Origin of the sequence: Burkholderia contaminans (genome assembly GCF_029633825.1) — a bacterium.
Lineage (GTDB): Bacteria > Pseudomonadota > Gammaproteobacteria > Burkholderiales > Burkholderiaceae > Burkholderia > Burkholderia contaminans.
Genome location: NZ_CP090642.1, coordinates 841,244 through 866,426, shown reverse-complemented (window position 1 = coordinate 866,426; position 25,183 = coordinate 841,244). Strand labels below are relative to the sequence as shown.

Sequence of the window (25,183 nt, the reverse complement as noted above, 5' to 3'; positions counted from 1 at the left end):
TTACATGCGCGGCACCGAGCGGATATCCGTGCTGTCGCCCGTGGCTCGATCGTCATCGGTTTCGGGAAGCGGCACGCCGGGCTCGCAGCGCACCACCGCACCGTGTTCGATCCGGTGCGGGAACGGCGGCGGTGCGTCGATTTCGTCGCCAAAGCGTGCCCGCACGAACGCCCGCAGCAGTGCCACGCGCGCATCGCGCCCGTGCGCGCCGCAGGTGGACGGGCCGTCGACGAAGGTCGCGTCGCATTCGACGTCGTCGCCGTGCCGCGCGATTCGAAGATCGTCGACCCGGTCGAGCACCGCGCCCGCGTCGGACCACGACGCCGACGGTGCAAAACACGCGTCGAGCCGCCTGAGTGCGTCGCATGCAGCCGTCACGACCACGTGCGGCGCGACGGCGGTGAAACTCAGCGTGTCTTCGTCATCGGCGCACAGCGCGCGTGCACACCAGTAGTCGAGATCGTTTCCGTCGAGTGCGTCGGTTCGCATGGGGCGGCTCCGCCGGATCAAAACGCGCTCATCGCGCAAGCGGCGTGCCCGTCGCGCGGCACGGCACGATCACCATGCGTCGACGTCCCGGTTGCCTTCGATCCGCTGCAGCAGTACATCGCAACGTTCGCGCAGCGCGTTCAGTTCCGGCGAATCGGCGTCGAGCCGCACACGTTCACCGCTGTCGGGATCGCGGTTCGCGACCGCGATATCGTAGATCCCTTGCGCGATCGTCGCGGATGCGTCCGCGATCCTGACGCGCGCAAGCCATCCGCATTCGGCGTGATGGCACGCGAGCCACATCCGCTGCACGTCGACGAGCTGACCGGTCGTGAGCCATGCGCCGGACCGCATGCGCGCGGCCAGCTGGCTCGTCACGAGATAGGAGAGCAGATCGGTCGTTTGATTCACACGAGGCTCCTTGGCGAAGGTCGGGACGTTCGATCCGCGAACCGGGTCGCGGGGAGCGGGAGCCGGGGAAGGCGTCGGTGCGCGGATCGTCGTCCGGTTGCGGGAGGAACCTGTCACGGGCTCGCGGCGCGTGCCCATGGCGGTTCCGTCTGCGATCGGCGCGCAAACCGCGTGCCAGCAGGCGGGCGCCGGGCACGGCGCGTGCGCGCGGGGCCGACGGGGCGCGCGGCGATCATGCGGCGCGTATTTTTTGCATCGTCATCGCAGATAGGTACAGGAGGCCACCGTGCAAAATCAACAGGACGCACAGATTCGGGACCCGTATCGCGGGCACGAGATACGCGTGTGGGCGCGGCGCAACGACCGCGGCGCATGGCGCGACGAGGTACAGGTGTATGTCGGCGGCGAACGCATCGAGCTGGTCGCGCCGGCGGCCGATGGCCCCGACTGGATGACCGAGAACGAGGCGCTGCTCGCGGGCGTCGAGCGGGGCCGTTATCTGATCGACAAGCGCATTGACGACGATTGAGCCGCTCGGCGGCCACGTGCCGATACGGCGGGGATGTGGCCGATGGTCGTTCGCGACCTGGCGAAGCCGACGGCGATCAGGCGCGGGCGCCGTCGGCGAAGCAGGCGTTTCAGGGCCGCGCAGCAATCTCGTCGAGATGCCACAGCAGATCCGCCGGATCGTCGTACACGCGCAGCGCGCCTGCGCGTTCGAGTTCGTCGCTGCCGTATCCGCCCGACAGCAGCCCGACGCCGAGCGAGCGGCAACGGGCGGCGGCGAGCATGTCCCAGATGCTGTCGCCGACCACGACCGTGTGCTCGATCGGCACGTTCAGTTGCGCGGCGGCCGTCAGGAACAGGTCGGGGTCGGGCTTCGCGTACTTGACCTGGTCGCGCGTGACCACCACGTTCTTCGCCGGATCGACGCCGAGCGCCTCGAGGTTGATGGCGGCCGTCTCCATCCGCCCGCTGGTCGCGATCGCCCAGCGGATGCCCGCCGACGACAGCGCGGCCAGCAGTTCGCGCGCACCCGGCAGCGGCCGGACCTGCGCGCGCAGCCGCTGGTATGCGGCCGCATGAAGGCGCGCCAGCCGCTCGACGCGCTCCGCGTCGAGGTCGCCCGACGTCTCGCGCAGCAACTGATTCAAAAACAGGCCGCCGCTCATGCCGATCTTGCGGTGGATGCGCCACACCGACAGTTCGATGCCTTCGGCATCGAGCGCTTCCTTCCACGCAAGCACGTGCTGGTAGACGCTGTCGACGAGCGTGCCGTCGAGATCGAACAGAAAAGACGTTTCAATGCGCATGTGTATCTCCTGGCTCGAAAGGGGGCGAGCGAACGGGTCGTGAAGCGTGTCCGCACATTATCGGCGCGCGGCGATGTCATGACCATGTCCCGCGGCCCGCCGACGCGACGCCACCCCGTGCCGCGCCGTGTCATGTGCCGCTGGTACAATCGCGGCGATCGCCGGGCCGGGCTCTCCGCGCCGCGCGCCCCCAACCCTCGTCTCGCCGATTCCAGGTATGGCTACACCGGACGCCGTCAGTTCCAAGCACTCGTGGTGGGGTGTCCTGGCCCTGGCACTCACCGCCTTCATCTTCAATACCACCGAATTCGTGCCCGTCGCGCTGCTCAGCGCGATCGGCGACAGCCTGCACATGCAGCCGACCGACGTCGGCCTGATGCTGACGATCTACGCGTGGGCCGTGGCCGTCGTGTCCTTGCCGCTGACGCTGGCCACGCGCCACGTCGAGCGCCGCAAGCTGCTGACGGGGGCATTGCTGGTATTCATCGCGAGCCACGTCGTGACCGGTGTCGCGTGGAATTTCGCGGTGCTGATGGTCGGCCGGCTGGGCATCGCATGTGCGCATGCGGTGTTCTGGTCGATTTCCGTGCCGCTGGCCGTGCGGCTCGCGCCGAGCGACCGGAAAAGCCGCGCGCTCAGCCTGCTGGCGATGGGCACGGCGATCGCGATGGTGGCCGGCATTCCGCTCGGGCGCGTGGTCGGCGAGACGTTCGGCTGGCGCGTCACGTTCCTGATCATTGCCGGCGCGGCCGGCGTCGCGTTGCTGCTGCTGCGCGCGACGTTGCCGGTATCGCCGAGCCAGGGCGCCGGGTCGCTCGGCAGCATCGGCGTGTTCCTGCGCAAGCCCGCGCTGGTGGCGTTGTACGCGATCACCGTGCTCGTCGTGTCCGCGCACTTCACGTCGTACACGTACATCGAGCCTTTCGTCCAGAGCGTCAACCACGCGAGCAGCAGCCGGATCACGTATGTGCTGATCCTGTTCGGCGTCGCCGGCATACCGGCCGCGATCTGCTTCAACCGCATCTATCCGCACCGGCCGGACGACTTCCTGCTCGGGTCGATCGTCGCGCTGGCGGGATGCCTGCTGATCCTGTTCCCGTGCGCGCTGAACATCGTCACGCTGTCCGTGCATACGCTGGTGTGGGGCGGGGCGATCGTCTGCTTCGGGCTGGCGATGCAGGCATGGGTGCTGAAGCTGGCGCCGGAGGGGACCGACCTCGCGGTGTCGATCTTCTCCGGGCTGTACAACGTCGGGATCGGCGCGGGCGCGCTGATCGGCAACCATATCGCCGGCGACTTCGGGCTGCCGTGGATCGGCACGTTCGGCGGCGTGGTCGGCGCGGTGGCCGTCGGGATCGCGTGGCTGGCGTTGCGGCTGCACGCGAGGCAGGCGGCGGCCTAGCCAGCGCCGGCTGGCGGCGTCCGGCATGGGGCGCAGGTCGCCACGGCCCGGCCTCGCGCTTCGCGCTTCGCGGGTCATGCCACCGAGTAGCCGCCGTCGGCCACGAGCGCATGACCTGACACATAGCTGGAGTCATCCGATGCGAGGAACGCGACGATCGTCGCCATCTCCTCGGCAGAGCCCCAGCGTCCGGCCGGTGTCGATGCGGCAAACGCTTGCTGCGCTTCTTCCGACGGCCAGATGCCGCGATGATGGAACGGCGTTTCGATCAGCCCCGGGCACAGCGCGTTCACCCGCACGCCGCGCTTGAACCATTCGATCGAAGCGGTCTTCGTCATCCCGATCACCGCGTGCTTGCTCGCGATATAGACCGACGCATTCTCGAAGCCGATCAGCCCGCCCATCGATGCGTTGTTGATGATGCTGCCCGAACCCTGCCGCAGCATGATTTCAGCGGCGTACTTCATCGAGTTGAATACACCGCGCACGTTCGGCTCGAACACCATGTCGAACCGCTCGGCATCCTGCTCGAGCAGCGGCGCGAACACGCCTTCCGTGCCCGCATTGTTGAACGCGACGTCGAGGCGGCCGTAGGTCGATACCGTGAAATCGAACAGCTTGCGCAGATCGTCTTCGTTCGCGACGTCCGCGACGAAGGCCTTCGCTTCGCCGCCGGCGGTCACGATTTCGTCGACCAGTTGATCGAGCTCGGGCTTGCGCCGCGCGGAGACGACGACCTTTGCGCCGCGACGCGCGAGTTCGATGGCCGACGCGCGGCCGATGCCGGAGCTGGCGCCCGTTACCAGGGCGATGCGGCCGTCGAGTTGGGCCGGTTTCGTGATTGCGTTCATGATGAAGTTCTCCAGAGTGATGTTTGAAAGCGACGCATGTGGCTGAGTCGAATCGGTTGCGATGCACGCTTTACGAGCATTGTGGTCGCTCGCGCGTCGTAAAAAAATGGAACAATGGCGCATTCAGAATTCCCGTTTCGGGAATGAAGCGCGAAGCCGCATGCGCGCGCCAGGAGGGTTCTCCATGCTCAATCGACTCGACATCCTGAAGATCTTTGCCGCGGCCGCCGCGGCGCCCACGTTCCGCGAGGCGGCCGCGCGCCTCGGCGTGTCGCCGCAGGTGGTGACACGCGCGGTGCGCGACCTGGAGGAGATGCTCGGCGAAACGCTGTTTCACCGGACGACCCGGAGCATCCGGATCACCGCGTTCGGGCAAGCCTTCGCGCGCGACGCGCAGACGGCGCTGGCTGCCGTCGACGGGCTGTTCGGCCCCGCGACCGGCCAGGCCGACGAGCCGGTGGGCGTCGTGCGGATCACGGCGCCGTCGGGCATGGGGCGTCGTTACGTCCAGCCGATCCTGGGCGATCTCATGCAGCGGTACCCGGGGCTCGTGCCCGACTTGCGGCTGTCGGACGTGCCGTCGCCGGTGGTCGACGAGCAGATCGACATCGGCGTGCGCGTCGGGGCCATCGGCGACAACCGCTTCGTCGCGCGCATGGTCGGGCCGTTGCCGATGTGGATCGTCGGCGCGCCGTCGCTGATCCGGCGGCTGGGTGAGCCCAAAAACCGCAAGGACCTCGAATCGATGCCGGTGACGTGCCTGATCGATCGCGCGAGCGGCCGCGCGTGGCCGTGGATGTTTCGGGGGGAGCAGCAGTTCGTCCCGTCGTCGCCGGCGTACCTGACGGACGATACCGAGGTGGAGATCGAGGCCATCTGTGCGGGGGTGGGGCTGGGGCAGTGCTCGGAGTACCTCGTCCGGCCGTACGTCGACAACGGGCGCCTCGTGCGGCTGCTGCCCGGCCTCGAGCCCGAGCCGTGGAAGCTGCACGTCTATCGGCCGCGGCGCGGGCCGATGCCCCGGCGCATCCGGGTCGTGTACGACGAGCTGGTGGCGAAGCTCGCGGACGCGACGTGGCGGGGGTAGGCGGTGCGGCCCGGCCGCGGGTCGCGTTGGCGCGAAGCGGTGTCAGCCACGGCTCGACGACGTCGGCGCACCTGCGAACCAGTAACGTGCGTCGCGCACGGCTATCCGGCCTGGCGTGGTACGCGGCAAACCGACATATTGCGGCATCATCATGGACGCTGACGCACCCGCATTCGGTGCCCGATATTCGACTGGAGACGTTACATGCCGATACCCCGGATTGAAACCCGCGACGCGATGGGCGACCCCGATGTGGTCTATCTCAACCCGGATCACGTGCTGTGGATGTCACAGCCGACCGCTGCGCAGCGGCGGCCGGGCGGCACGGCGATTCGCGTGGACGACCGCGTGAAGGGCGGTTCGTTGCTGATGGCCGACCATCCGCCGGCCGCCCAACTGCTGCAGGATCTCGGGCCGTTCGTGACGGTGACGCTGGCGAACCCGTCGTCCGACTATCCGGACGGTCTCGTCCATGTGCGTGCGCAGGCGATCGTCAAGATCGCGACGGACGACCACGACAAGCCGCTCGCCGAGCGCACGCTCGGCTGGGTCCACGTCAAGGACGGCTCCGCGTTCAAGGTCAGCGATTACGCCGGCGTGGCCGCGCAATGGCAGGCGTCGGTGGCGGGTGCCGGCCGCTGAACGGGGCTTCACGCCTGCGTAATGGCGCTGCGGCCCGTCGTGCCGCAGTCGGCCGGCCGTGGTTCTCCGCGGCAAAACGGATGCCGTGCCTCGTGCACCGCGGCGAACGGCTCAGGTGCCGCCTGGCCGGGCGAACCATGCGCCCACCCGGTGCCGCATTCGATACGCATTGCACCGATCCCCCGAGTAACATGGCGCATCGCGACGAACCGGCGCCCGTTCGGGCCTTCGCCGCGAACGCGCCCGTCGAAGCGCCCGATGCAGGTGTTCTCCACCGGCTTGCCGAGGAACCATCCGTCATGAACCTTTCCGCGTCCGATATCACACCGGAGGAACTCCGGCTGTTCGGCGACATCATCGCCCGCCTGGAAGAACTGGGGCCGGTCGTCGACGTGAGGACGGTCGTGCTGCCCGCGATCGCGCAACTGCTCCGCGCCGATTTCGCCGCGTCGTTCGATTGCGACGAACACACCGGCCTGTGGCGCAACGGCTTCTCGTACAACATCGATCCGTTGCAGATCGCCCGGTACGAAGCGTGGTTCCAGCATATCGATCCGGTCACATCGCAACTGCGCGCGCGCCGCGTGGCGACCTGCGTCGACGAGGTGGTGAGCCGGTGCGAACTGGAACGGACCGAGTTCTACAACGACTTCCTGTGCCGCGACGGCATGCATCACGGCATCAACGTCTATGCGTTCGACGGCGCGACGCATGTCGGCGACCTGCGCATCTGGCGGGCGAAAGGGCGGCCCGATTTCACCGAGCGCGACAAACTGCTGCTGAACGGCATCGAGCCGTTCTTCCGGCGCGCGCTGCTGCGGCGGCGCCATGCGTGTGCGGGGCTGACCGAGCGCGAGAGCGACGTCGCGCGGCTGGTTGCCGCCGGTTATACCGACAAGGACGTCGCGCGCACGCTCGGCATCGGGGTGCCGACGGTCCGCACGCATCTGCGGCGCGTGATGGCGAAGAAGGGCGTCGCCAACCGCGCGAGCCTGGCGGCCGCGCTGGCGTGACCGGCTGTTCGGCCTCCGGTGGCAGACCGGCATCATCCATTGTGATGATGGGCGTCAAAATCGGCGCCCCCTACCTTGTGACGATCCCCTGTTACGAGGAACGACGACGATGCCCACCTTGGCAACCCTGACGCTCACCGAAGCCCGGAACGCGATCCTGCGCCGTGAGTTTTCCTGTGTCGAATAACGCATACGCAACGATCGAGCGGCACGCACGCTGGCGCTACCTGAACGGCTTTACGTGCGTCGACGATGCGCGGCTGCTCGCCGAAGCGGCGCGCTGCGACCGCGACCTCGCGACGTCGTCCACCCCGCACGCGTTGCTGGGCCTGCCGATCGCGATCAAGGACAACATCGACACCGCTTGCCTGCCGACCGGCAACGGTACGCTGGCGCTGCACAACCGCGTGCCGCCGCAGCATGCGCCAGTCGTCGCGCGGCTGCTCGCCCAAGGGGCGCTGATCGCGGGCAAGGCCAACCTGCACGAGCTGGCGTTCGGCGTATCGGGCAACAACCGCGTGACCGGCGCGGTACGCAATCCGTACGATTTCAACCGGATTCCGGGCGGCAGCAGCAGCGGCTCGGGCGCGCTGGTCGGTGCGGGCGTGGTGCCCGCCGCGCTCGGGACGGATACCGGCGGTTCAGTCCGGATTCCGGCGGCACTGTGCGGTGCCGTCGGTCTCCGGCCAACCGTGGGGCGCTACCCATCAGGCGGCGTGGCGCCGATTTCGCGCACGCGCGACACCGTCGGTCCGATCGCGCGGTCGGTCGACGATATCGCGCTGCTCGACGCGATTCTGTCGGGCACCGGCACCGGCACCGGCACCGGTGCGGGCGAGCCGACGTCGCTGCCGAACCACAGCGCGACGCGCCCCGTGCGCCTGGCGGTTCCGCTCACGACGTTCTGGCGCGGCCTCGCACAGGATGTCGAGACGGTGGCGAATGCCGCTGTGGCGAAACTGGCACAGGCGGGATTCGAGTGCGTCGATATCGACCTGAACGACTATCCGGGGTTCTTCGACGACGAGCCGGCGATCATCGCCATGTACGAGTTCCGTTCGTCGATGCACGCCTATCTGGTCGAGAACGGCTACGAACTGTCGGTCGACGACATCGTCGCGAACGTGGGGAGCCCGGACGTCGCGAAGATCGCCCGCCATGTCACCGGTCCCGACGGTATCGGCGAAGCGGCGTACCGCACCGCGCTCGACCGGCGTACGCGGTCGCGTGCCGCGTATCGGCAGTGCCTCGCCGACAGCGGGGCCGATGCGCTCGTGTTTCCGACCACGATCGCCGCCGCGTGCCGGATTCCGTCGGGCGACACGATGATGCTCAACGGCGAAACCGTGTCGGTGTTCTCGACCTACATCCGGAATACCGAGCCGGGCAGTAACGCCGGCGTACCGGGCATGACCGTCCCGGCCGGCCTGACGATGGCGGGGCTGCCGGTCGGCCTCGCGCTGGATGGGGCGGCCGGCACCGACCGCGAGCTCATCGCGGTCGCGCTGGAGGTCGAGCGGGTGCTCGGCCGGTTGCCGCCGCCGGACGACGGGTATGGGGTAGAGGGCAGGTTGGGTGGGTACGCGGGCGTCGATGGGGAATCGTGACGCCGAGCCGCCGAGCGCGGGGGGCGGTGCGGCGGTTGAGTTGCCGGAGCCGGTGACGTTCGCCATGAAGCCGGCCAGCATGCGCGCGAGGCAGACCGCCCTGATGCAAGACCCTTCGTGTGCCTGACCCGATGCGCAAGCACCGCTGACGGAAACCCCGCCAGCGCCACCGGGTCTCGAGCCGACAACCAGCCGAACAAAGCGCACGCGAAGCCGGCCGCCAACCGCGCATATCGAGAAATTCGCCCACGAGCCCTCCGGGTGAGGCATCAGGAAAACCCTGACAGCGGCACGCCGAGGCCATTTTTTTGCGTCGCCGCGCGCGTGGCGACCGATGCCATTCGCGTCTTCGGCTGCCCATATCCCGGGTGGCCGCTCCCCCCGATCCAGCATGGCTTCCAGACCGCACCACCTGTCAAGACAGGTATGGTAAACAGCGACATCCGGCGAATATCCCAGAATTTCAATACCTGCCAGGTATTGAAATGACCGCCTAAAAGTATTGGACGCTCGATCTGGCCGAGACGTATAAATCGCCTCAAGAACTTCACCCACACGGCGTGCCCCATGTCCTCCGTCACCATCGAACGCATCGAAACCCGCCTCGTCGACCTGCCGACGATCCGCCCGCACAAGCTGTCGGTGGCCACGATGCACGGCCAGACGCTGATGCTCGTGAAGGTGTTCTGCAGCGACGGCGTGACGGGTCTCGGCGAAGGCACGACGATCGCCGGGATGGCGTACGGCCCGGAAAGCCCCGAGGCGATGAAGCTGGCGATCGACACGTATCTCGCGCCGGCGATCATCGGCAAGGACGCAACGCGCATCCAGACGCTGATGGCGTTCCTCGGCAAGCTCGCGAAGGTCAACCACTTCGCGAAGAGCGCGCTCGAAACCGCGCTGCTCGACGCGCACGGCAAGCGGCTCGGCGTGCCGGTGAGCGAGCTGCTCGGCGGCCGCCGCCGTGACCGTCTCCCGGTCGCATGGACGCTCGCATCGGGCGACACGGCCACCGACATCGCCGAAGCCGAGCGGATGCTCGACCTGCGCCGCCACAACGTGTTCAAGCTGAAGATCGGCGCGAAGGCGCCCGAGGCCGATATCCGCCACGTGGCCGCGATCAAGCAGGCCGTCGGCGATCGCGCGTCGGTGCGAGTCGACGTGAACATGGCGTGGAGCGAAACGCAGGCCGCGCGCGCGATTCCGGCGCTGGCCGATGCCGGCTGCGAACTGGTCGAGCAGCCGGTGGCCTCGGCCGCGGCGCTGGCGCGCCTGATGCGCCGCTTCCCGGTCGCGCTGATGGCCGACGAAATCCTGCAGGGCCCCGACAGCGCGTTCGACATCGCGAAGCATCACGGCGCGGACGTGTTCGCGATCAAGATCGAGCAAAGCGGCGGCCTGTTCGCCGCGCAGCGCGTCGCCGCGATCGCGGATGCGGCCGGCATCGAGCTGTACGGCGGCACGATGCTCGAAGGCGCGTTCAGCACGGTGGCGTCCGCGCACCTGTTCGCGAGTTTCGCGAACCTGCAATGGGGCACCGAACTGTTCGGGCCGCTGCTGATCACCGAAGAGATCCTGACGCAGCCGCTCGATTACAGCGACTTCGAACTGACCGTGCCGGACGGCCCTGGCCTCGGCATCGAACTCGACGAGGACAAGGTCAGGCGTTTTACCCGCGACGGGCTGACGAAAGTCGCGCGATAACCCTGGCCGGGCAAAGGCCGTCATTCCCCCAATACACGTGGAGACATCATCATGAGCGTCAAAGTTTTCGATACCCGGGAAGTGCAGGATCTGCTGAAGGCCGCGTCGAACGCGGGCGCGAGCGGCACGAACGGCGGCAACGCGCGCACGCAGCAGGTCGTGCTGCGGCTGCTCGGCGACCTGTTCAAGGCGATCGACGATCTCGACATCACGCCCGACGAAGTGTGGGCCGGCGTCAACTACCTGAACAAGCTCGGCCAGGACGGCGAAGCGGCGCTGCTTGCGGCCGGCCTCGGTCTCGAGAAGTTTCTCGACATCCGGATGGATGCCGCCGACAAGGCGATCGGCCTCGACGGCGGCACGCCGCGCACGATCGAAGGGCCGCTGTACGTGGCCGGCGCGCCCGTGCGCGACGGCGTGTCGAAGATCGACCTCGACGCGGACGACGGCGCGGGTCCGCTCGTGATCCACGGCACGGTCACGGGCCTCGACGGCAAGCCGGTCGCGGGCGCGGTGGTCGAATGCTGGCACGCGAACTCGCACGGCTTCTATTCGCACTTCGACCCGACCGGCAAGCAGAGCGATTTCAACCTGCGCGGCGCGGTGAAGACGGGCGCCGACGGCAAATACGAATTCCGCACGCTGATGCCGGTCGGCTACGGCTGCCCGCCGCAGGGCGCGACGCAGCAACTGCTGAACCGCCTCGGCCGCCACGGCAACCGTCCGGCGCACGTGCACTTCTTCGTCGACAGCCACGACCACCGCAAGCTGACGACGCAGTTCAACATCGAAGGCGATCCGCTGATCTGGGATGACTTCGCGTATGCGACGCGCGAGGAGCTGATCCCGCCCGTGGTCGACAAGACCGGCGGCACGGCGCTCGGCATGAAGGCCGATGCGTACAAGGACATCGAGTTCAACTTCGTGCTGACGCCGCTGGTGCAGGGCAAGGACAACCAGATCGTCCACCGCCTGCGCGCGGCCGCGACGGCGTAACCGCCAACTGCCCGCCGGCGCGGCGCCGATACGCCGCCGCCGGCCGGGTTCCCGCGAGATTCAACCGATTACCGATGCGAGCGTGCTTGCAGGACGCGGCACGCGCATGGGAGGAGCCAACATGTCCGCCACGACCGACCAAGCCACCGACCTGGATCACCTGCTCGCCACCGCCGTGCAGGACGACAAGGAAGCCGGCGTATTCCGCTGCCGCCGCGACATCTTCACGAACGCCGAGCTGTACGAGCTCGAGATGAAGCACATCTTCGAGAGCAACTGGGTGTACCTGGCGCACGAAAGCCAGATCCCGGCCAACAACGATTACTACACGACGTGGATCGGCCGACAGCCGATCGTGATCACGCGCGACAAGACCGGCGAGCTGCACGCGGTGATCAACGCCTGCGCGCACAAGGGCGCGATGCTGTGCCGCCGCAAGCACGGCAACAAGGGCAGCTTCACGTGCCCGTTCCACGGCTGGACGTTCTCGAACACCGGCAAGCTGCTGAAGGTGAAGGACGAGAAGACGACCGAGTACCCGGTGCAGTTCAACACGCACGGCTCGCACGACCTGAAGAAGGTTGCGCGCTTCGCGAACTATCGCGGCTTCCTGTTCGGCAGCCTCAGCGCCGACGTGCTGCCGCTCGAGGAGTATCTCGGCGGAGCGCGCGTGATCATCGACCAGATCGTCGACCAGGCGCCGAACGGGCTCGAAGTGCTGCGCGGCAACTCGTCCTACATCTACGAAGGCAACTGGAAGATGCAGATGGAGAACGGCTGCGACGGCTACCACGTCAGCACCGTGCACTGGAACTACGCGGCGACGATGGGCCGCCGCAAGGAGGACGGCACCAAGGCCGTCGATGCGAACAGCTGGAGCAAGTCGGTCGCCGGCGTGTACGGCTTCGACAACGGCCACATCCTGCTGTGGACCAAGACGATGAACCCCGAAGTGCGGCCCGTGTATCAGCACCGTGACGAGATCAAGGCGCGCGTCGGCGACGTGCAGGCCGACTTCATCGTCAACCAGACGCGCAACCTGTGCGTGTACCCGAACGTGTTCCTGATGGATCAGTTCAGCACGCAGATCCGCGTGGTGCGGCCGCTCGGCGTCGACAAGACCGAAGTCACGATCTTCTGCTTCGCGCCGAAGGGCGAGAGCGAGGCCGACCGCACGGTGCGGATCCGCCAGTACGAGGATTTCTTCAACGTGACGGGCATGGGCACCGCCGACGATCTCGAGGAGTTCCGCGCATGCCAGGCCGGTTACGCGGGCATCACGGCGATGTGGAACGACCTGTCGCGCGGTGCGCCGCTGTGGATCGACGGGCCCGACGAGAACGCGAAGAAGATGGGGCTGCACCCGCGCATTTCCGGCGAGCGCAGCGAGGACGAAGGGCTGTTCGTGTGCCAGCACGAACACTGGGTGAACGTGATGCGCGATGCGCTGAAGAAGGAACGCGGGGAGGTGGCAGCATGAGCTTCGATTACCGGACTGTCTGCGCGGCGCTGTATCGCGAAGCGCGCCTGCTCGACGATCGCCAGTGGGACGCGTGGCTGACCTGCTACACGGAGGACGTCACGTACTGGATGCCCGCATGGGACGACGACGATCGTCCGACCGACGATCACCAGAGCCAGATCTCGCTGATGTACTACCCGGACCGCGGCGGCCTCGAGGATCGCGTGTTCCGGATCAAGACGGAGCGCAGCGGCGCATCGACGCCCGAGCCGCGCACCAGCCACAACGTGACGAACGTCGAGGTGCTGGCCGAACGCGACGACGAGGTGGACGTGCGCTACAACTTTCACACGCTGAACCACCGCTACCGCGTGACCGATCACTTCTTCGGCACGATGTTCGTCACGTTGCGTCAGGTGGGCGATGAACTGCTGATCTCGTACAAGAAGATCGTGCTGAAGAACGACTACATCCGGCAGGTGCTCGACGTCTATCACGTCTGACGCCCGTTGTTTCGTCATGAAAGACAAGGAAGTGGAGACGACGCCATGTCCAGCTACACGATTGCACTGAACTTCGAGGACGGGGTAACCCGCTTCATCGACTGCAAGGCCGGCGAGAAGGTGCTCGACGCGGCCTTCCGCGCGAAGATCAACCTGCCGATGGATTGCTCCGACGGCGTGTGCGGCACCTGCAAGTGCCGCGCCGAAAGCGGCCGCTACGACCTCGGCGACGACTACATCGACGACGCGCTCACCGAAGACGAAAAGGACGGCGGCCTCGTGCTGACCTGCCAGATGGTGCCGCAGAGCGATTGCGTGATCGCGGTGCCGACGTCGTCGGTCGCATGCAAGACGGGCCAGAGCGGCTTTGCCGCGACGGTGACGAAGGTCGAGCAGCACAACGATGCGGCCGTCGTGCTCGAACTCGACGTCGGCGCGGCCGCGCCCGTGTTCCTGCCGGGCCAGTACGTGAACATCGACGTGCCCGCGAGCGGGCAGCATCGTTCCTATTCGTTCTCGTCGGCGCCGGCCGATGCGAAGGTGAGCTTCCTGATCAAGAAGATTCCCGGCGGCGTGATGAGCACGTGGCTCGACTCGGCGCAGCCCGGCGACACGCTGCAACTGCACGGGCCGCTCGGCAGCTTCTACCTGCGCGACGTGCAGCGGCCGCTGCTGTTCCTCGCGGGCGGCACGGGGCTCGCGCCGTTCCTGTCGATGCTCGAGGTGCTCGCGCGCACCGGGTCGCAGCAGAAGGTGCACCTGATTTACGGCGTGACCCGCGATCTCGACCTCGTGCTGGTCGACGCGATCGAAGCCTATGCGGCGAAACTGCCGAACTTCAGCTTCGCGACGGTCGTCGCGGATGGGGCGTCGAGCCATGCGCGCAAGGGCTGGGTCACACAGCACATCCCGGCCGATGCGCTGAACGACGGCGACGTCGACGTGTATCTGTGCGGGCCGCCGCCGATGGTCGACGCGGTGCGCAAGTATTTCGACGACGAAGGCGTGAAGCCGAACAGCTTCCACTACGAGAAGTTCACCCCCAACGTCACGGCAAAGGCGGCGTGATCATGCAACGATTCTCTGGCAAGGTCATCGTCGTCACGGGCGCCGCGCAGGGCATCGGCCGCGGCGTCGCGCTGCGCGCGGCGGCCGAAGGCGGCAGGGTGCTGTTCGTCGATCGCGCGGATTTCGTCGCCGAGGTCGCGGCCGAAGCGGCGGGGGGCGAGACGGCCGGCTTCGTCGCCGATCTCGAAACGTACGACGGTGCGCATGCGGCGATCGCGCACGCCGTGCAGACGTTCGGCGGCATCGACATCCTGATCAACGGCGTCGGCGGCGCGATCCGCATGCGCCCGTTCGCCGAATTCGAGCCGGCGCAGATCGATGCGGAAATCCGCCGTTCGCTGATGCCGACGCTTTATACATGCCACGCGGTGCTGCCGCACCTGCTCGCGCGCGGCGGCGGCACGATCGTCAACATCTCGTCGAACGCGACGCGCGGCATCCGCCGCGTGCCGTACTCGGCGGCGAAAGGCGGCGTCAATGCGCTTACGGCGGCGCTCGCGATGGAATACGCCGAGCACAACATCCGGGTCGTGGCCACCGCGCCGGGCGGTACCAGCGCGCCGCCGCGCCGCGTGCCGCGCAACGCGGCCGGCGACAGCGAGCAGGAACAGGCATGGATGGGCGAGGCCGTGCGCCAGGTCACGGAATCGACGTTCTTCAAGCGCTACGGCAGCCTCGACGAACAGATCGCGCCGATCCTGTTCCTCGCGTCCGACGAGGCGAGCTACATCACCGGCACGGTGCTGCCGGTCGCGGGCGGCGATACGGGTTGAGCGGCGTGTCGTGACGCCGCCTGCACGCGGTCAACGTGTATTCATCGACAACCCCACCGGCCGGCGCGAAGACGCCGGCCACGGAGACTCCCATGAGTAATCGCAAAGCCATCGTTCCGGCGGGAATGGAAGCGGTGTACGAGAAAATCGGCTATGCACCGGGCCTGAAGGTCGGCGATACGCTGTACGTATCCGGCCAGATCGGCCGCGATGCGGCGATGCAGCTCGTCGAAGGCCGTGAAGCGCAGATCGTGCAGGCGTTCGAAAATCTGAAGCTCGTGCTGGAAGCCGCCGGCGCGTCGTTCAACGACGTGGTCGACCTGACGACCTTCCATACCGACATGCGCGACCTGCCGTTGTTCATGCAGGTACGCGACCGTTACCTCGCCGCGCACCCGAAGCCGGCGTGGACGGCGGTCGGTGCGCACATGCTGGGCGGCGCGCCCGGGTATATCGTCGAGATCAAGGCGGTGGCCGTATTGCCGGCGTGACGGGCGGTGACGAGGAGCGGGCGCGAGAGGCTCTGGTCCGCGCCTCGAACGGGCTCGTCGCGTGCTGACCGGGAGCGGCAGGCTTCGCGACGCGAGACGGAATCCTGACGAATGGCTTTCTCGCGACCTTCGGCGTGAATCGTTGCGCCACGTCAGCGACAAGCCGGGCGAGTTCGTTTATGGTTCGAGGAAACGCAGCGTCACCCCTTTCCCTCCGCCGAGAATCCGCGATGAAATGCCTGCCACGCGCCGTCTTCGCCGCCCTCGCTGTCACCGTCGCGCAGGCCGCGCTCGCCCAGGCGCCGGCAACGGTGCAGCTCGAAGACATGACCTGGACCGAACTGCGCGACAGCATCCGGGCCGGCAAGACCACCCTGCTGATTCCGATCGGCGGGACCGAGCAGAGCGGGCCGTACGTCGCGCTCGGCAAGCACAACGCGCGGGTCAGGGTGCTGTCCGAGCGGATCGCGGAAGGCCTCGGCAACGCGATCGTCGCACCCGTCATCGCCTATGTGCCAGAGGGCGGCTATGCGCCGCCGACGTCGCACATGCGCTTCCCGGGCACGATCACCGTGCCCGACGACGCCTTCGAAAAGACCCTCGAATCCGCCGCCAACAGTTTCCGCGTGCACGGCTTCACGAACATCGTGTTTCTCGGCGACCACGGCGGCTACCAGAACGACATCAAGCAGTCGGTCGCCCGGCTCAACAAGTCGTGGGCCGGCACGGGGGCGCGCGCGTTCGTGCCGGCCGCGTATTACGGCACCAGTTCCGACGGTTATGACCAGATCCTGCGCGAGCATGGCGTGCCGGCCGCGGATATCGGCACGCATGCGGGGCTGGCCGATACGGCGCTGCTGCTGGCGGTCGAGCCGCGCATGGTCCGGGTCGACAAGCTGCGCAACGCCGCAAAACCGGGCGCCGTCGACGGCGTTTACGGCGGCGATCCGCGTCACGCGAGTGTCGAACTGGGCCGGCTGGGCACCGACGCCATCGTGTCGCGCACCGTCGACGCGATCAGAAAGGAAATCGCCGGCCGCTGACGCGGCCACGCCATCGCGCTAATTTTCTCGTCGTTCCACTCAATCGAACCGGGGCATCGTCATGCAACCGCGCTTTTGCCGTCACCTCCGCTTCTCCCGCCCCGCGATCGTCATCGTGGCAGCGCTGGCCTTCGGTGCCCGCGGGGCGATCGCGGCGGCCGCCGTCGCGACCGTACCCGGCATGCCGCCCGTCCTCCATCCCGACAACCTGTACAGCGAGGCGGAGGCCGGCCGCATGAGCGCGGCGGTAGCGGGCGCGTTGCCGCGCATCTACGTGCCGAACCTGAGATCGAACGACGTCTACGTGATCGACCCGGCCACGTACAAGGTCGTCGACCGGTTCGCGGTCGGCCGTAGCCCGCAGCACGTCGTGCCGGCATGGGACCTGCAGACGCTGTGGGTTGCGAACAATGCGGAAGGGCGAACCGACGGCAGCCTGACGCCGATCGACCCGAAGACGGGCAAGCCCGGCCAGACAGTGAACGTCGACGATCCGTACAACATGTATTTCACGCCCGACGGCAAGGACGCGATCGTGGTGGCCGAGGCACATGCGCGGCTCGACTTCCACGACCCGAAAACGATGGCGCTGAAATCGAGCCTCGAGGTGCCGCAATGCAAGGGCATCAACCATGCCGACTTTTCGATCGACGGCCGGTACGCGCTCTTCACGTGCGAGTTCGGCGGCAAGCTGGCCAAGATCGATTTCGTGAACCGCAAGGTGGTCGGCTATCTCGAACTCGACCGCAAAGGGATGCCGCAGGACATCCGCGTGTCGCCCGATGGCAAGGTGTTCTATGTGGCCGACATGATGGCGGACGGTGTCTACGTCGTCGATGGCGACGCGTTCACGAAGATCGGCTTCATCCCGACGGGCGTCGGAACGCACGGCCTCTACCCGAGCCGCGACGGCACGAAGCTCTATATCGCGAATCGCGGCTCCAATCGCGTCCACGGGCCGCGTCACGGCAAGGGCAGTGTATCGGTGCTCGATTTCGCGACGCGCAAGGTGGTCGCAACCTGGCCGATTCCCGGCGGCGGCAGCCCCGACATGGGCAACGTCAGCGCGGACGGCAACACGCTGTGGCTGTCGGGACGCTTCGATGACGTCGTCTACGCGATCGACACCGCGAGCGGCGCGGTCCGGTCGATTCCCGTCGGCATGGAGCCGCACGGCCTGACGGTGTGGCCGCAGCCGGGGCGCTATTCGCTCGGTCATACGGGAAACATGCGGTAGGGCGGCAGCCGGTCGGCGCGTTCGGCTCCTGCACGACAAAGCGCTGTGGGACGCGCTGACGCCGTTGCTCGAAGGGTTGAAGGTGTTCGCGCAACGGCTGGTGCTCGCCCCGGAGCCCCCGTTACCGCGCTCGGCGAGAAGACCGCAGGCCCCCGATCGCAGCCAATCAATCCCACCCGTGCTTGCTGAACTGATAGCCCTTGCAGCGGATCGTCTTGATCCGCTTCGGTTCCGTCAGGTCGTCACGCAGCTTGCGGCGCAGCTTCGAGATGCGGCCGTCGATCGAGCGGTCGAAGCCGTCGAACTCGATGCCGCGTAGCAGCAGCGTCAGGTCCTTTCGGCTGACCACCTCGCCGGCCCGGCAGACGAGCGCCCACAGCAGGTCGAACTCGGTCGACGTCAGGCGGGGTGTGCTGCCGTCGGGAAGACGAACCTTGCGATCGGCCCGGTCGATCGAAAACTTGCCGAACTCGAAACGATGAGGCGATGCCGGTGCGGCATCGTCCGGGCGCATGCGCACCCGTCGCAGATGGGCCTTGATCCGCGCGAGCAGGATGCGCGGCTCGACCGGCTTGTGGAGAAAGTCGTCCGCGCCGAATTCCAGGCCGAGCAACTCGTCGAACTGTTCGTCGCGGGCCGTCATCATGATGACGATGCCGTCGTACTGCATGCGTGCCTCGCGACAAATCTCGAAGCCGTCCTTGCCCGGCAGATTGATGTCGAGCAGCACCAGGTCGGGGTGACGCGCGACGATCGTGGCTACGGCGTCGGTGCCGTCGAACAGGCGGTCCACCTCGTACTGATGCGTGCGCAGATAGTCCGCGATCAGCGCGGACAATTGGACGTCGTCTTCGACGAGCAGGATTCGGATGGGCATCGCTAAACGAGGGGATGAAACGGGATGGTGGCGAGCGCTCAAGCCCAGTCCGACATGGGGTAGCTGAAGAGACGCGCATGATACTTCTGAACATTCCCGTGGAATGTGGCGAAATCTGCATCACCGGGCCGCTCCGTCCGCACGCGAATCACCACACCCATGCGGCCAGGTAGGCGGGCAAAAGTGTGAAGTCGCGTCGCCGTGGAACGGGAGATGGCTGGGCGATAAGGTCAGGCGTGGTATCCGGCTCATGGCCGGCAGCAATGGCGGGCGCGGTGTCGTGCGCGCGAAAACGTTTGCGGAAAAATGGCGCGTGGAAAGCACGCCTGCCGGGCCGCAAACCGGTAAAGATTGCTCGACATATCATTACAAAATATTACGAAACGGGCAACGGACAGGTCCTTACAATCGTGGCGATTCGGTGGCGAGCATGAAGCACACCCGCTTCCGGCTGGCCGCCGAAGGAATCCAGATGCGAAGGCGGTGACCGACAGCGTGCCATTGCTCGCCATGTGCGTCCGTTCGGCGACGCACTGCCGAGGTTCGACGCGTGTGAATCGATGCCGACGTCACCTCCGCCTTCCAGAGGCAAACGTAAGGCCGGTACGACATTTTGACAGGAATGCGAAATGACGCCGTTTCAAATCATCCGGAGTCTCGATTCACTCACGAACGCGATCGAAGTCGCAGTTGCCAGTGCCGACTGGAGCGAGGCCGTCCGGGCGGCAGAAACACGTTCTGCATTCCTGATGGCGCTGTCACCCGATCAACCCGACGAGGTTCACACGGCGATCGGCAGAATGCGGGAGATCGATATCCGGATCTCGATCACCGCACGGGAAACGCTGGAGACACTCGTCGCGGAGGGCCGCAAGGCGTTGCACGAAACCGGGCTGGCGCCCCGGCCGCCGTCGCCCGGGGCGGATGTCATGGCCGCCCGATCCCCTTCGTGGCGCGCATCCATTTCACGGCGTTTCGCGCCGCACATGCATTGACACGGACACGTTCTTGAACGTGCCGTTCAGGTCTCAACATTTCGGTGGTGGTATGCGATTTCGAAAACGCATCAGTTATGTCGATGCAACACGGTGGTTCGCCGATGGCGACCATGATCGGGTGGAAACCCGTGAAGGCGGACGAGCGATCGCCACACCGGAGGGCTGGCGTTCGGTAAAGTCGGGCGACTGGATCTTGCGCGATGATTGCGGCAACTGCTGGCCGATGGACAACGAGCTCTTTACGCGCCTTTATGAGCCGGCGGGGGAATGAGCAGGGAGGGCGCGCCGGCGCCGCCAGTTGATGCGGCGCGCGGGCGGCAACCTGTCCGTCGTCAACAGCCTATCGGCTCGCGCGCGAGAACAGCAACGAGTCGGTGTCGTTGAACCGGATCTGCACCGGCTCCCCGTAACCCGCCTTTTCCGCCACGCGGATCGACGCGACGTTGGTCGGCGCGATGAGACACACGCTGCGCTCGAACCGGTGTTGCCCGTCGAGCCATGCCAGCGCGGCCGAGAGCGCCTCGGTCGCGTAACCCTTGCCGTGCGCCCACGTCGCGAGGGCCCAGCCGGCTTCCGGCACGCCACGAATCGACGGCTCGATGAGCCGGTGGAAATCGGCGAAGCCGAGATCGCCGACATAACGGCCCGATGCCTTCTCGCGAATCGCCCAGTAGCCATAGCCGAGCAGCGGCCACAGCCCGCGATACGCGAGCATGCGCATCCACGAGTCGCGCGGCGCGGAGGGCGCGCCGTTGAAGATGTGCTCGACGACCTTCGGCTCGGCCCACATCGTGGCGAGCGCCTCGAAGTCGCCGAGCGGATGGCCTTCGAGGATGAGACGTGGCGTGTCGAGAACGGGCGGGGAGGAGACAGGCGGCATCGTGGTTTCCGGAGATGAGGGGGCATGGGACGGCCACGCCGTCAGCATGTCGATGCCGCGCTGGTTGGGTTCCGTTCACGCGCCGGCAGGCGGATCGGTCGGCGCTGTTCCTCGGCGAGCGACGACGTGCGATTGACGGCAGGCGACGGCGGCCCGCTGCGAGCGGGCATGTCCAATTCGGCAAGACAGGGAGCCGGAATGATAGCAAAACCCCTGCACGGACGGGCCGCGGTGCAGCCGCTGGCGGCCTACTTCCGGTTCTTCAGGAAGGTCCGGCCTTCGGCCGTGATCGACGCGCCCGAGCGGCCGTGCGCGGGATGGCTGACGAAGCCCGCGCTGACGAGTTCGCTCGCGATCGACCAGCCGAGCGCCGGCGCATCGCGCCCGTAGCGGACGTCGGCGAGACGTTCGAGCGCCCAGATGGCGGAGGCCGACAGGTTCGGGGTGTTGGACGTGAAGTTATCGCTCATCGCTTCCTCGTGAAAAGGGGATTCGGGGTGGGCGGGATGCCGTGACATCGGGTGGCGCGCCGGTCAGCGCGCTTGCAGCACGGGCAGCAGCGCCTGCAGTGCCGCCTCCTCGTCGGGGCCGGTGGCCAGCACCTGCGCGGACGTGCCGCCGTGCACCTGCAGCGCCGCGACGGCGGCGCTGTCCTTCGCATCGCTGCTGATCCCGTTCGCGATCAGCAGGATGTCGCTTGCGAAGCCGCGCGCCGCGTCGACGGCTGCTTCTCGTGCGGCGTAGCCGCGGTTGCGGTTCCACGCGGCGCCGATTTCAACGTACACAACGGTTGCCACGATGTCGGAGAGCCTCTGGACGGAACGTCGGGATCGGTGTGCGGCGCCGGGCCGGCGGTGTGCCAGGCAAGCGAGAAATGCGCTTTTCCGCATGACTCCGGAAAGCCGGCAGCGCAGCCGGGGCATGGATATCCTGCGCGCATGTGCCGGCATTCTCGGCGAAACGGGCTACAAGTCCGGCGAACGGCGTGAAAACGCTGATTATAATACAACAACCAATATATGTGTATTGCATTATAATGCCGTGTGCGCCGGAGGCGGGCCGCCGATCCGTCGGCGCGTGCCTTCAGGCCGGCCGGGCCGCGCTGCCAGCGCGCCCGGCCTTTTTATCGACGACTCAACTCCCCCTGAATGGAAGCTGCAATGAACGCCGCCCCCGCCTGCCCGCAATGCGCGATGGACAACACTTACCCCGACGGCACGCTGACCGTATGCGCGGACTGCGGCCATGAATGGTCGGCCGGCGCCGGCGCCGAAACGGGCGACGAACCGGCGGGCGACGTCGTCAAGGACGCCAACGGCAACGTGCTGTCGGATGGCGACTCGGTCGTGCTGATCAAGGATTTGCGCGTGAAGGGCTCGTCGATCACGCTTAAGATGGGCACCAAGGTCAAGAGCATCCGGCTCGTCGGCGGCGACCACGAGGTCGACTGCAAGACCGACATGGGCGGCTTCATGCTGAAGGCCTGCTACCTGAAGAAAGTCTGAGCGCGCACGCTCCAATCCACCGTCAGCAATCGACTGCCCGTTCATGGCCGAGGATCGAATTTCCTACGACGCGTTCATCAGGTTCCTGGCGACGCCGCTGAACGATGGCCGACCGTTCGTGCTGGAGACGCAGCACGCGCTGTCGCTGCATTTCGACCATCTCGGCACGCAGAGCTTCATGTCGCTGCGGGATCCGGGCCGGCTCGAGCTCGGCTATACGCGCGTGATGATGGGCTTTCTGCTGCTGCAGCCCGAGCCCGCGCACATCTGCATGCTCGGGCTCGGCGGCGGTTCGCTGGCGAAGTACTGCTACCGGCACTTGCCCGGTGCGACGATCGACGCGGTCGAGATCAACCCGGACGTGATCGCGCTGCGTGACGTTTTCCGGATTCCCGCTGACGACGGCCGGTTCACGGTGGTGTGCGCCGACGGCGCGGATCATCTGGAACGGGTGGATGTCAGGACGGACGTGATCCTGCATGACGCGTTCGTCGCCGACGGCATGCGGGGCCGCTGTACGGGCGCCGCATTCCTCGCCGCATGTCACGCGCGCCTGAGCGAGAACGGCGTGCTGGCCATCAACTTCATGGACGACGATCCGGCGCTGCCCGAGCATCTCGAGCAGTTGCGATCGATATTCGGTGTGTCGTATACGCTGGTGCCGTGCGGCGACGACAACAACTTCATCGCGTTCGCATGGAAGGGCGGCAACCGGCTGCCGTCGCTCCGCATCCTGCTCGAACGCGCACTTGCGTGCGCACGGGCCGGCGAGCTCAAGCTGGCTGCCACGGCGAGGCGGATGAAGGCCGGGGAGGGCGTTGACCCGCAACGGCTGCTGATGCGTGCGCAGCCGCATGCGCGATGGGAAATCGGCGCGTAGCCGGCATGAGGGCGCCGCTGCCGGCGCGGGCCCCGTACGGCCACGCTTATTTCACGCGTTTGCCGAGCGCGCTCTTGGTCTTGTACGTCACGCCGTGACGGTCGAGATACTCGCGGATCAGTTGCCGCACGACTTGCGAAGGCGTGAGGTCCTGCTCTGCGCAGAGCATCTCGAAGGCTTCCTTTTTTGCGGGGTCGATCAGGACGGTCAGGCGGGCGGTTTTCGTTTCCATTGCGAGGCGAGGGTGGTCGGTATGTTAATCAAATTATAATCGATCCGCCTTCGGCACCACCGCCGAAAGCGCTCTCCCGATGCGCGATCAGCGCCTGCTGCGGATCAATACAAGCAGGTCGTCGATCACCGGTACGATCGCGAGCGTGACGAGTACCGCGGCGAGCGGCACGGTCGATACGTAGCCGACATGCTTGAAGCCGATCGCGCCGGCCAGGCCGCCGATGAAGAACGACGCGAGCATCGTCGCGTGAATCCGCAGTTTCGAGCGGTTGGCGATGACCGCATGCGCGTCGACGTCGACTGCCGACCGGTTCCAGTAGAACAGCTTCCCGAGCTCGATGCCGAGGTCGGTCACGATGCCGGTCATGTGCGTCGTGCGGATCTCCGCGCCCGACAGCTTCGTGATCGTCGCGTTCTGCAGCCCCATGATGAAGCACAGCAGCGTCACGGTCACCGGCACGAAGAAGGTTTCCCACAGCGCGAGGTGGCTGCCGAGCAGCCCGAACAGGAGCAGCAGCGCGGCCTCGACCAAAAGCGGCAGCATGAACTGGCTGTGCAGGCCGCGGCGGCGGCCCCAGTTGACGAGGATCGCCGAGCAACTGGCGCCGATCAGGAACGATCCCAGCGAGCTGATGCCGGCCAGCGCGAGCGGCACGTCGCCGAGCGCCATCTGGTCGGCGATCGCCGACACGATGCCGCTCATGTGCGACGTATATTGCTTGACCGCGAGGTAGCCGCCGGCATTGGCCGCGCCGGCGACGAACGCCAGCGAGAACCCGAGCTGACGGTTCGCGGTCGCGCTGCGGTGTTTTCCCGTCAGGTTTCGAAAGTACTGCGCTGGCATAGGGGCTCAGGGGTTTCGCTCAATCGCCGCGGATCGCGGGCACGGACATGACGACCGGCACCGGACGGCAGGACGGGCATGCCGCCTGCGTACAAGGTGCCGGATCTCTCGAATCATGTGCTGAACATGATAATGCCATTATCATACTCTGTTAGTCGAATAGGGCATTCAGTACAATGTCACCCGACGCGGCCGGCCTGCGGCTTCGCTGCCGCACGGCCGCGCCGACCGCCTTCGCGATCACTTCTGCCCACCGTTTCATGACCCCGATCAAGTTCATTCTGCGCTACACGGCGATCCCGTTCACGGCCATCGTGGCCGTGGTGATCTGGACTGTCATACCATCGTCGAAAGAGATCGATGCGAGACAATATGCGGCGCTGTCGCGCGCGTACGCGAGTTTCCCGCTGCCGTTCCGGCGCGAGATCTCGGAAACGATGGACCACGGCCGGATCAACGACCGGCGCTACCAGGCGCTCGTGCGCGATTCGCTGGGCAATGGCGTCGCGCTGGACTGGCCGGCGTCGGGCGTCGGCGCGCTCGCCGACGAGCGGCAAAAACTGGCCGAACTGATTCAGGCCGATTCCGATCTTCAAGGGCATCACCAATGAAAACTCTGCTGGTTTCCGTGGCATTCGCGATGATCATCGCGAGCCTGATCTTCGCGCTGTACTTCATGAATCACGATCGCGGCAAATCCAAGCGGATGGCATGGTCGCTCGCGGCACGCGTCGGGCTGTCGGTCACGCTGTTCCTGTCGCTGCTGATCGCTTACAAGCTGGGCTGGATCGAGCCGACCGGGTTGCCGATCGGGCGGTGAAAGGCGAACGCCTCGTTGCATGCGGGGCGTTTGCACAAATGCGAGTTCGGCTC

General features: G+C 66.7%; 34 protein-coding genes and 1 pseudogene. 24 read left to right on the top strand and 11 right to left on the bottom strand.

Annotated elements, in window-relative coordinates:
* A complete protein-coding gene (locus LXE91_RS36030) occupies positions 1–489 on the bottom strand; it encodes a phage protein NinX family protein (RefSeq protein ID WP_039371589.1) in 489 nt (162 codons plus the stop codon).
* 69 nt (positions 490–558) lie between these two features.
* On the bottom strand, positions 559–843 hold the full coding sequence (locus LXE91_RS36025; protein WP_046197105.1) for a hypothetical protein: 285 nt from the start codon (positions 841–843) through the stop codon (positions 559–561).
* A gap of 343 nt (positions 844–1,186) precedes the next feature.
* On the opposite strand from LXE91_RS36025, the gene LXE91_RS36020 reads away from it, so the two are divergent.
* Complete coding sequence (locus LXE91_RS36020) at positions 1,187–1,429, top strand: DUF6566 family protein (RefSeq protein ID WP_039371596.1); 243 nt, start codon at positions 1,187–1,189, stop codon at positions 1,427–1,429.
* A 109-nt stretch (positions 1,430–1,538) separates the two neighbouring features.
* Here LXE91_RS36020 and LXE91_RS36015 read toward each other — a convergent pair whose 3' ends face one another.
* Entirely contained in the window at positions 1,539–2,213 is a 675-nt protein-coding gene (locus LXE91_RS36015; protein ID WP_011349726.1) for an HAD family hydrolase, read from the bottom strand.
* A gap of 217 nt (positions 2,214–2,430) precedes the next feature.
* Here LXE91_RS36015 and LXE91_RS36010 point away from each other — a divergent pair, with 217 nt between their 5' ends.
* Positions 2,431–3,615 (top strand): sugar transporter, encoded by a 1,185-nt coding sequence (locus LXE91_RS36010; protein ID WP_039371600.1) that lies wholly within the window; start codon positions 2,431–2,433, stop codon positions 3,613–3,615.
* Positions 3,616–3,689: 74 nt separating this feature from the next.
* Here the strand turns inward: LXE91_RS36010 and LXE91_RS36005 are convergent, their stop codons facing one another.
* Positions 3,690–4,466, bottom strand: a complete 777-nt coding sequence (locus tag LXE91_RS36005; protein ID WP_039371603.1) for an SDR family NAD(P)-dependent oxidoreductase — start codon at positions 4,464–4,466, stop codon at positions 3,690–3,692.
* 184 nt (positions 4,467–4,650) lie between these two features.
* On the opposite strand from LXE91_RS36005, the gene LXE91_RS36000 reads away from it, so the two are divergent.
* From LXE91_RS36000 to iaaH, 4 genes are all read left to right on the top strand, one after another.
* Complete coding sequence (locus tag LXE91_RS36000; RefSeq protein ID WP_039371606.1) at positions 4,651–5,553, top strand: LysR family transcriptional regulator; 903 nt, start codon at positions 4,651–4,653, stop codon at positions 5,551–5,553.
* Positions 5,554–5,757: 204 nt separating this feature from the next.
* Positions 5,758–6,195, top strand: a complete 438-nt coding sequence (locus LXE91_RS35995) for a hypothetical protein (protein ID WP_135370817.1) — start codon at positions 5,758–5,760, stop codon at positions 6,193–6,195.
* A gap of 299 nt (positions 6,196–6,494) precedes the next feature.
* Positions 6,495–7,208 carry a helix-turn-helix transcriptional regulator gene (locus LXE91_RS35990; RefSeq protein ID WP_039371934.1) on the top strand — a complete coding sequence of 238 codons (714 nt, stop codon included), beginning with the start codon at positions 6,495–6,497 and terminating at the stop codon, positions 7,206–7,208.
* A gap of 176 nt (positions 7,209–7,384) precedes the next feature.
* Positions 7,385–8,815, top strand: a complete 1,431-nt coding sequence (gene iaaH, locus LXE91_RS35985) for an indoleacetamide hydrolase (protein ID WP_052760066.1) — start codon at positions 7,385–7,387, stop codon at positions 8,813–8,815.
* A 269-nt stretch (positions 8,816–9,084) separates the two neighbouring features.
* On the opposite strand, the gene LXE91_RS35980 is transcribed toward iaaH, so the two are convergent.
* On the bottom strand, positions 9,085–9,399 hold the full coding sequence (locus tag LXE91_RS35980; protein WP_046543605.1) for a hypothetical protein: 315 nt from the start codon (positions 9,397–9,399) through the stop codon (positions 9,085–9,087).
* On the opposite strand from LXE91_RS35980, the gene LXE91_RS35975 reads away from it, so the two are divergent.
* The 10 genes and pseudogenes from LXE91_RS35975 to LXE91_RS35930 all read left to right on the top strand — a co-directional run.
* Positions 9,383–10,519: a muconate/chloromuconate family cycloisomerase gene (locus LXE91_RS35975; RefSeq protein WP_039371611.1), complete on the top strand. Its 1,137-nt coding sequence runs from the start codon at positions 9,383–9,385 to the stop codon at positions 10,517–10,519. The two genes, LXE91_RS35980 and LXE91_RS35975, sit on opposite strands and share 17 nt — an antisense overlap.
* 51 nt (positions 10,520–10,570) lie before the next feature.
* The gene (gene catA, locus LXE91_RS35970) at positions 10,571–11,515 is read left to right on the top strand and encodes a catechol 1,2-dioxygenase (protein WP_039371613.1); all 945 of its coding nucleotides are present in this window, start codon (positions 10,571–10,573) and stop codon (positions 11,513–11,515) included.
* 121 nt (positions 11,516–11,636) lie between these two features.
* Positions 11,637–12,995 carry a Rieske 2Fe-2S domain-containing protein gene (locus LXE91_RS35965; protein WP_039371616.1) on the top strand — a complete coding sequence of 453 codons (1,359 nt, stop codon included), beginning with the start codon at positions 11,637–11,639 and terminating at the stop codon, positions 12,993–12,995.
* On the top strand, positions 12,992–13,480 hold the full coding sequence (gene benB / locus LXE91_RS35960; RefSeq protein ID WP_039371619.1) for a benzoate 1,2-dioxygenase small subunit: 489 nt from the start codon (positions 12,992–12,994) through the stop codon (positions 13,478–13,480). The genes LXE91_RS35965 and benB overlap by 4 nt, the downstream gene beginning before the upstream one ends.
* A 45-nt stretch (positions 13,481–13,525) precedes the next feature.
* Complete coding sequence (gene benC / locus LXE91_RS35955; RefSeq protein WP_039371621.1) at positions 13,526–14,548, top strand: benzoate 1,2-dioxygenase electron transfer component BenC; 1,023 nt, start codon at positions 13,526–13,528, stop codon at positions 14,546–14,548.
* 2 nt (positions 14,549–14,550) lie between these two features.
* Entirely contained in the window at positions 14,551–15,321 is a 771-nt protein-coding gene (gene benD / locus LXE91_RS35950; protein WP_039371625.1) for a benzoate diol dehydrogenase BenD, read from the top strand.
* Between the two features lie 92 nt (positions 15,322–15,413).
* Entirely contained in the window at positions 15,414–15,812 is a 399-nt protein-coding gene (locus tag LXE91_RS35945) for a RidA family protein (protein ID WP_039371628.1), read from the top strand.
* 230 nt (positions 15,813–16,042) lie between these two features.
* Positions 16,043–16,855, top strand: coding sequence for a creatininase family protein (locus LXE91_RS35940; RefSeq protein WP_039371631.1), 813 nt, complete (start codon positions 16,043–16,045; stop codon positions 16,853–16,855).
* A 61-nt stretch (positions 16,856–16,916) separates the two neighbouring features.
* Positions 16,917–18,092 (top strand): YncE family protein, encoded by a 1,176-nt coding sequence (locus LXE91_RS35935; protein ID WP_039371634.1) that lies wholly within the window; start codon positions 16,917–16,919, stop codon positions 18,090–18,092.
* A gap of 22 nt (positions 18,093–18,114) precedes the next feature.
* Positions 18,115–18,216, top strand: a pseudogene (locus tag LXE91_RS35930) (DUF1641 domain-containing protein); the annotation flags it as partial.
* Positions 18,217–18,258: 42 nt separating this feature from the next.
* On the opposite strand, the gene LXE91_RS35925 reads toward LXE91_RS35930, so the two are convergent.
* The gene (locus LXE91_RS35925; protein ID WP_039371638.1) at positions 18,259–18,969 is read right to left on the bottom strand and encodes a response regulator; all 711 of its coding nucleotides are present in this window, start codon (positions 18,967–18,969) and stop codon (positions 18,259–18,261) included.
* A gap of 250 nt (positions 18,970–19,219) precedes the next feature.
* Between LXE91_RS35925 and LXE91_RS35920 the strand changes: the two genes are divergently transcribed.
* The 3 genes from LXE91_RS35920 (at position 19,220) to LXE91_RS35910 (ending at position 20,238) form a co-directional block, all read left to right on the top strand.
* A complete protein-coding gene (locus LXE91_RS35920) occupies positions 19,220–19,456 on the top strand; it encodes a hypothetical protein (protein ID WP_135370816.1) in 237 nt (78 codons plus the stop codon).
* A 142-nt stretch (positions 19,457–19,598) separates the two neighbouring features.
* A complete protein-coding gene (locus LXE91_RS35915) occupies positions 19,599–19,964 on the top strand; it encodes a hypothetical protein (protein WP_052760065.1) in 366 nt (121 codons plus the stop codon).
* Between the two features lie 19 nt (positions 19,965–19,983).
* Entirely contained in the window at positions 19,984–20,238 is a 255-nt protein-coding gene (locus LXE91_RS35910) for a hypothetical protein (protein ID WP_223274442.1), read from the top strand.
* A gap of 69 nt (positions 20,239–20,307) precedes the next feature.
* On the opposite strand, the gene LXE91_RS35905 is transcribed toward LXE91_RS35910, so the two are convergent.
* From LXE91_RS35905 to LXE91_RS35895, 3 genes are all read right to left on the bottom strand, one after another.
* The gene (locus LXE91_RS35905; RefSeq protein ID WP_039371641.1) at positions 20,308–20,847 is read right to left on the bottom strand and encodes a GNAT family N-acetyltransferase; all 540 of its coding nucleotides are present in this window, start codon (positions 20,845–20,847) and stop codon (positions 20,308–20,310) included.
* A 248-nt stretch (positions 20,848–21,095) separates the two neighbouring features.
* A complete protein-coding gene (locus LXE91_RS35900) occupies positions 21,096–21,317 on the bottom strand; it encodes a hypothetical protein (protein WP_039371644.1) in 222 nt (73 codons plus the stop codon).
* A gap of 63 nt (positions 21,318–21,380) precedes the next feature.
* On the bottom strand, positions 21,381–21,644 hold the full coding sequence (locus tag LXE91_RS35895; protein WP_039371647.1) for an HPr family phosphocarrier protein: 264 nt from the start codon (positions 21,642–21,644) through the stop codon (positions 21,381–21,383).
* Positions 21,645–21,768: 124 nt separating this feature from the next.
* Here LXE91_RS35895 and LXE91_RS35890 point away from each other — a divergent pair, with 124 nt between their 5' ends.
* From LXE91_RS35890 to LXE91_RS35880, 3 genes are read left to right on the top strand one after another with little or no spacing between them, the layout of a single operon-like run.
* Positions 21,769–22,011, top strand: a complete 243-nt coding sequence (locus LXE91_RS35890; protein ID WP_135370815.1) for a hypothetical protein — start codon at positions 21,769–21,771, stop codon at positions 22,009–22,011.
* Positions 22,008–22,352 carry a zinc ribbon domain-containing protein YjdM gene (locus LXE91_RS35885; RefSeq protein ID WP_039371651.1) on the top strand — a complete coding sequence of 115 codons (345 nt, stop codon included), beginning with the start codon at positions 22,008–22,010 and terminating at the stop codon, positions 22,350–22,352. Before LXE91_RS35890 ends, LXE91_RS35885 begins: the two co-directional genes overlap by 4 nt.
* Positions 22,353–22,395: 43 nt before the next feature.
* Positions 22,396–23,232 (top strand): spermine/spermidine synthase domain-containing protein, encoded by an 837-nt coding sequence (locus tag LXE91_RS35880; protein ID WP_039371656.1) that lies wholly within the window; start codon positions 22,396–22,398, stop codon positions 23,230–23,232.
* Positions 23,233–23,278: 46 nt separating this feature from the next.
* Here LXE91_RS35880 and LXE91_RS35875 read toward each other — a convergent pair whose 3' ends face one another.
* Positions 23,279–23,464 carry a ribbon-helix-helix protein, CopG family gene (locus LXE91_RS35875; protein ID WP_021158209.1) on the bottom strand — a complete coding sequence of 62 codons (186 nt, stop codon included), beginning with the start codon at positions 23,462–23,464 and terminating at the stop codon, positions 23,279–23,281.
* 87 nt (positions 23,465–23,551) lie between these two features.
* A complete protein-coding gene (locus LXE91_RS35870; protein WP_039371660.1) occupies positions 23,552–24,310 on the bottom strand; it encodes a YoaK family protein in 759 nt (252 codons plus the stop codon).
* A 260-nt stretch (positions 24,311–24,570) separates the two neighbouring features.
* On the opposite strand from LXE91_RS35870, the gene LXE91_RS35865 reads away from it, so the two are divergent.
* Positions 24,571–24,921, top strand: coding sequence for a hypothetical protein (locus LXE91_RS35865; RefSeq protein WP_027792574.1), 351 nt, complete (start codon positions 24,571–24,573; stop codon positions 24,919–24,921).
* Positions 24,918–25,130 carry a twin transmembrane helix small protein gene (locus tag LXE91_RS35860; RefSeq protein WP_006489184.1) on the top strand — a complete coding sequence of 71 codons (213 nt, stop codon included), beginning with the start codon at positions 24,918–24,920 and terminating at the stop codon, positions 25,128–25,130. The genes LXE91_RS35865 and LXE91_RS35860 overlap by 4 nt, the downstream gene beginning before the upstream one ends.
* Positions 25,131–25,183 lie beyond the last annotated feature (53 nt).

Bases quoted from the DNA above. Each gene is read 5' to 3' on its own strand.
- LXE91_RS36030 (WP_039371589.1), bottom strand. From the start codon at position 489: ATGCGAACCGACGCACTCGACGGAAACGATCTCGACTACTGGTGTGCA.
- LXE91_RS36025 (WP_046197105.1), bottom strand. From the start codon at position 843: ATGCGGTCCGGCGCATGGCTCACGACCGGTCAGCTCGTCGACGTGCAG.
- LXE91_RS36015 (WP_011349726.1), bottom strand. From the start codon at position 2,213: ATGCGCATTGAAACGTCTTTTCTGTTCGATCTCGACGGCACGCTCGTC.
- LXE91_RS36010 (WP_039371600.1), top strand. From the start codon at position 2,431: ATGGCTACACCGGACGCCGTCAGTTCCAAGCACTCGTGGTGGGGTGTC.
- LXE91_RS36005 (WP_039371603.1), bottom strand. From the start codon at position 4,466: ATGAACGCAATCACGAAACCGGCCCAACTCGACGGCCGCATCGCCCTG.
- LXE91_RS36000 (WP_039371606.1), top strand. From the start codon at position 4,651: ATGCTCAATCGACTCGACATCCTGAAGATCTTTGCCGCGGCCGCCGCG.
- LXE91_RS35995 (WP_135370817.1), top strand. From the start codon at position 5,758: ATGCCGATACCCCGGATTGAAACCCGCGACGCGATGGGCGACCCCGAT.
- LXE91_RS35990 (WP_039371934.1), top strand. From the start codon at position 6,495: ATGAACCTTTCCGCGTCCGATATCACACCGGAGGAACTCCGGCTGTTC.
- LXE91_RS35975 (WP_039371611.1), top strand. From the start codon at position 9,383: ATGTCCTCCGTCACCATCGAACGCATCGAAACCCGCCTCGTCGACCTG.
- LXE91_RS35980 (WP_046543605.1), bottom strand. From the start codon at position 9,399: ATGGTGACGGAGGACATGGGGCACGCCGTGTGGGTGAAGTTCTTGAGG.
- catA (WP_039371613.1), top strand. From the start codon at position 10,571: ATGAGCGTCAAAGTTTTCGATACCCGGGAAGTGCAGGATCTGCTGAAG.
- LXE91_RS35965 (WP_039371616.1), top strand. From the start codon at position 11,637: ATGTCCGCCACGACCGACCAAGCCACCGACCTGGATCACCTGCTCGCC.
- benB (WP_039371619.1), top strand. From the start codon at position 12,992: ATGAGCTTCGATTACCGGACTGTCTGCGCGGCGCTGTATCGCGAAGCG.
- benC (WP_039371621.1), top strand. From the start codon at position 13,526: ATGTCCAGCTACACGATTGCACTGAACTTCGAGGACGGGGTAACCCGC.
- benD (WP_039371625.1), top strand. From the start codon at position 14,551: ATGCAACGATTCTCTGGCAAGGTCATCGTCGTCACGGGCGCCGCGCAG.
- LXE91_RS35945 (WP_039371628.1), top strand. From the start codon at position 15,414: ATGAGTAATCGCAAAGCCATCGTTCCGGCGGGAATGGAAGCGGTGTAC.
- LXE91_RS35940 (WP_039371631.1), top strand. From the start codon at position 16,043: ATGAAATGCCTGCCACGCGCCGTCTTCGCCGCCCTCGCTGTCACCGTC.
- LXE91_RS35935 (WP_039371634.1), top strand. From the start codon at position 16,917: ATGCAACCGCGCTTTTGCCGTCACCTCCGCTTCTCCCGCCCCGCGATC.
- LXE91_RS35925 (WP_039371638.1), bottom strand. From the start codon at position 18,969: ATGCCCATCCGAATCCTGCTCGTCGAAGACGACGTCCAATTGTCCGCG.
- LXE91_RS35920 (WP_135370816.1), top strand. From the start codon at position 19,220: ATGGCCGGCAGCAATGGCGGGCGCGGTGTCGTGCGCGCGAAAACGTTT.
- LXE91_RS35915 (WP_052760065.1), top strand. From the start codon at position 19,599: ATGACGCCGTTTCAAATCATCCGGAGTCTCGATTCACTCACGAACGCG.
- LXE91_RS35905 (WP_039371641.1), bottom strand. From the start codon at position 20,847: ATGCCGCCTGTCTCCTCCCCGCCCGTTCTCGACACGCCACGTCTCATC.
- LXE91_RS35900 (WP_039371644.1), bottom strand. From the start codon at position 21,317: ATGAGCGATAACTTCACGTCCAACACCCCGAACCTGTCGGCCTCCGCC.
- LXE91_RS35890 (WP_135370815.1), top strand. From the start codon at position 21,769: ATGGATATCCTGCGCGCATGTGCCGGCATTCTCGGCGAAACGGGCTAC.
- LXE91_RS35885 (WP_039371651.1), top strand. From the start codon at position 22,008: ATGAACGCCGCCCCCGCCTGCCCGCAATGCGCGATGGACAACACTTAC.
- LXE91_RS35880 (WP_039371656.1), top strand. From the start codon at position 22,396: ATGGCCGAGGATCGAATTTCCTACGACGCGTTCATCAGGTTCCTGGCG.
- LXE91_RS35875 (WP_021158209.1), bottom strand. From the start codon at position 23,464: ATGGAAACGAAAACCGCCCGCCTGACCGTCCTGATCGACCCCGCAAAA.
- LXE91_RS35870 (WP_039371660.1), bottom strand. From the start codon at position 24,310: ATGCCAGCGCAGTACTTTCGAAACCTGACGGGAAAACACCGCAGCGCG.
- LXE91_RS35865 (WP_027792574.1), top strand. From the start codon at position 24,571: ATGACCCCGATCAAGTTCATTCTGCGCTACACGGCGATCCCGTTCACG.
- LXE91_RS35860 (WP_006489184.1), top strand. From the start codon at position 24,918: ATGAAAACTCTGCTGGTTTCCGTGGCATTCGCGATGATCATCGCGAGC.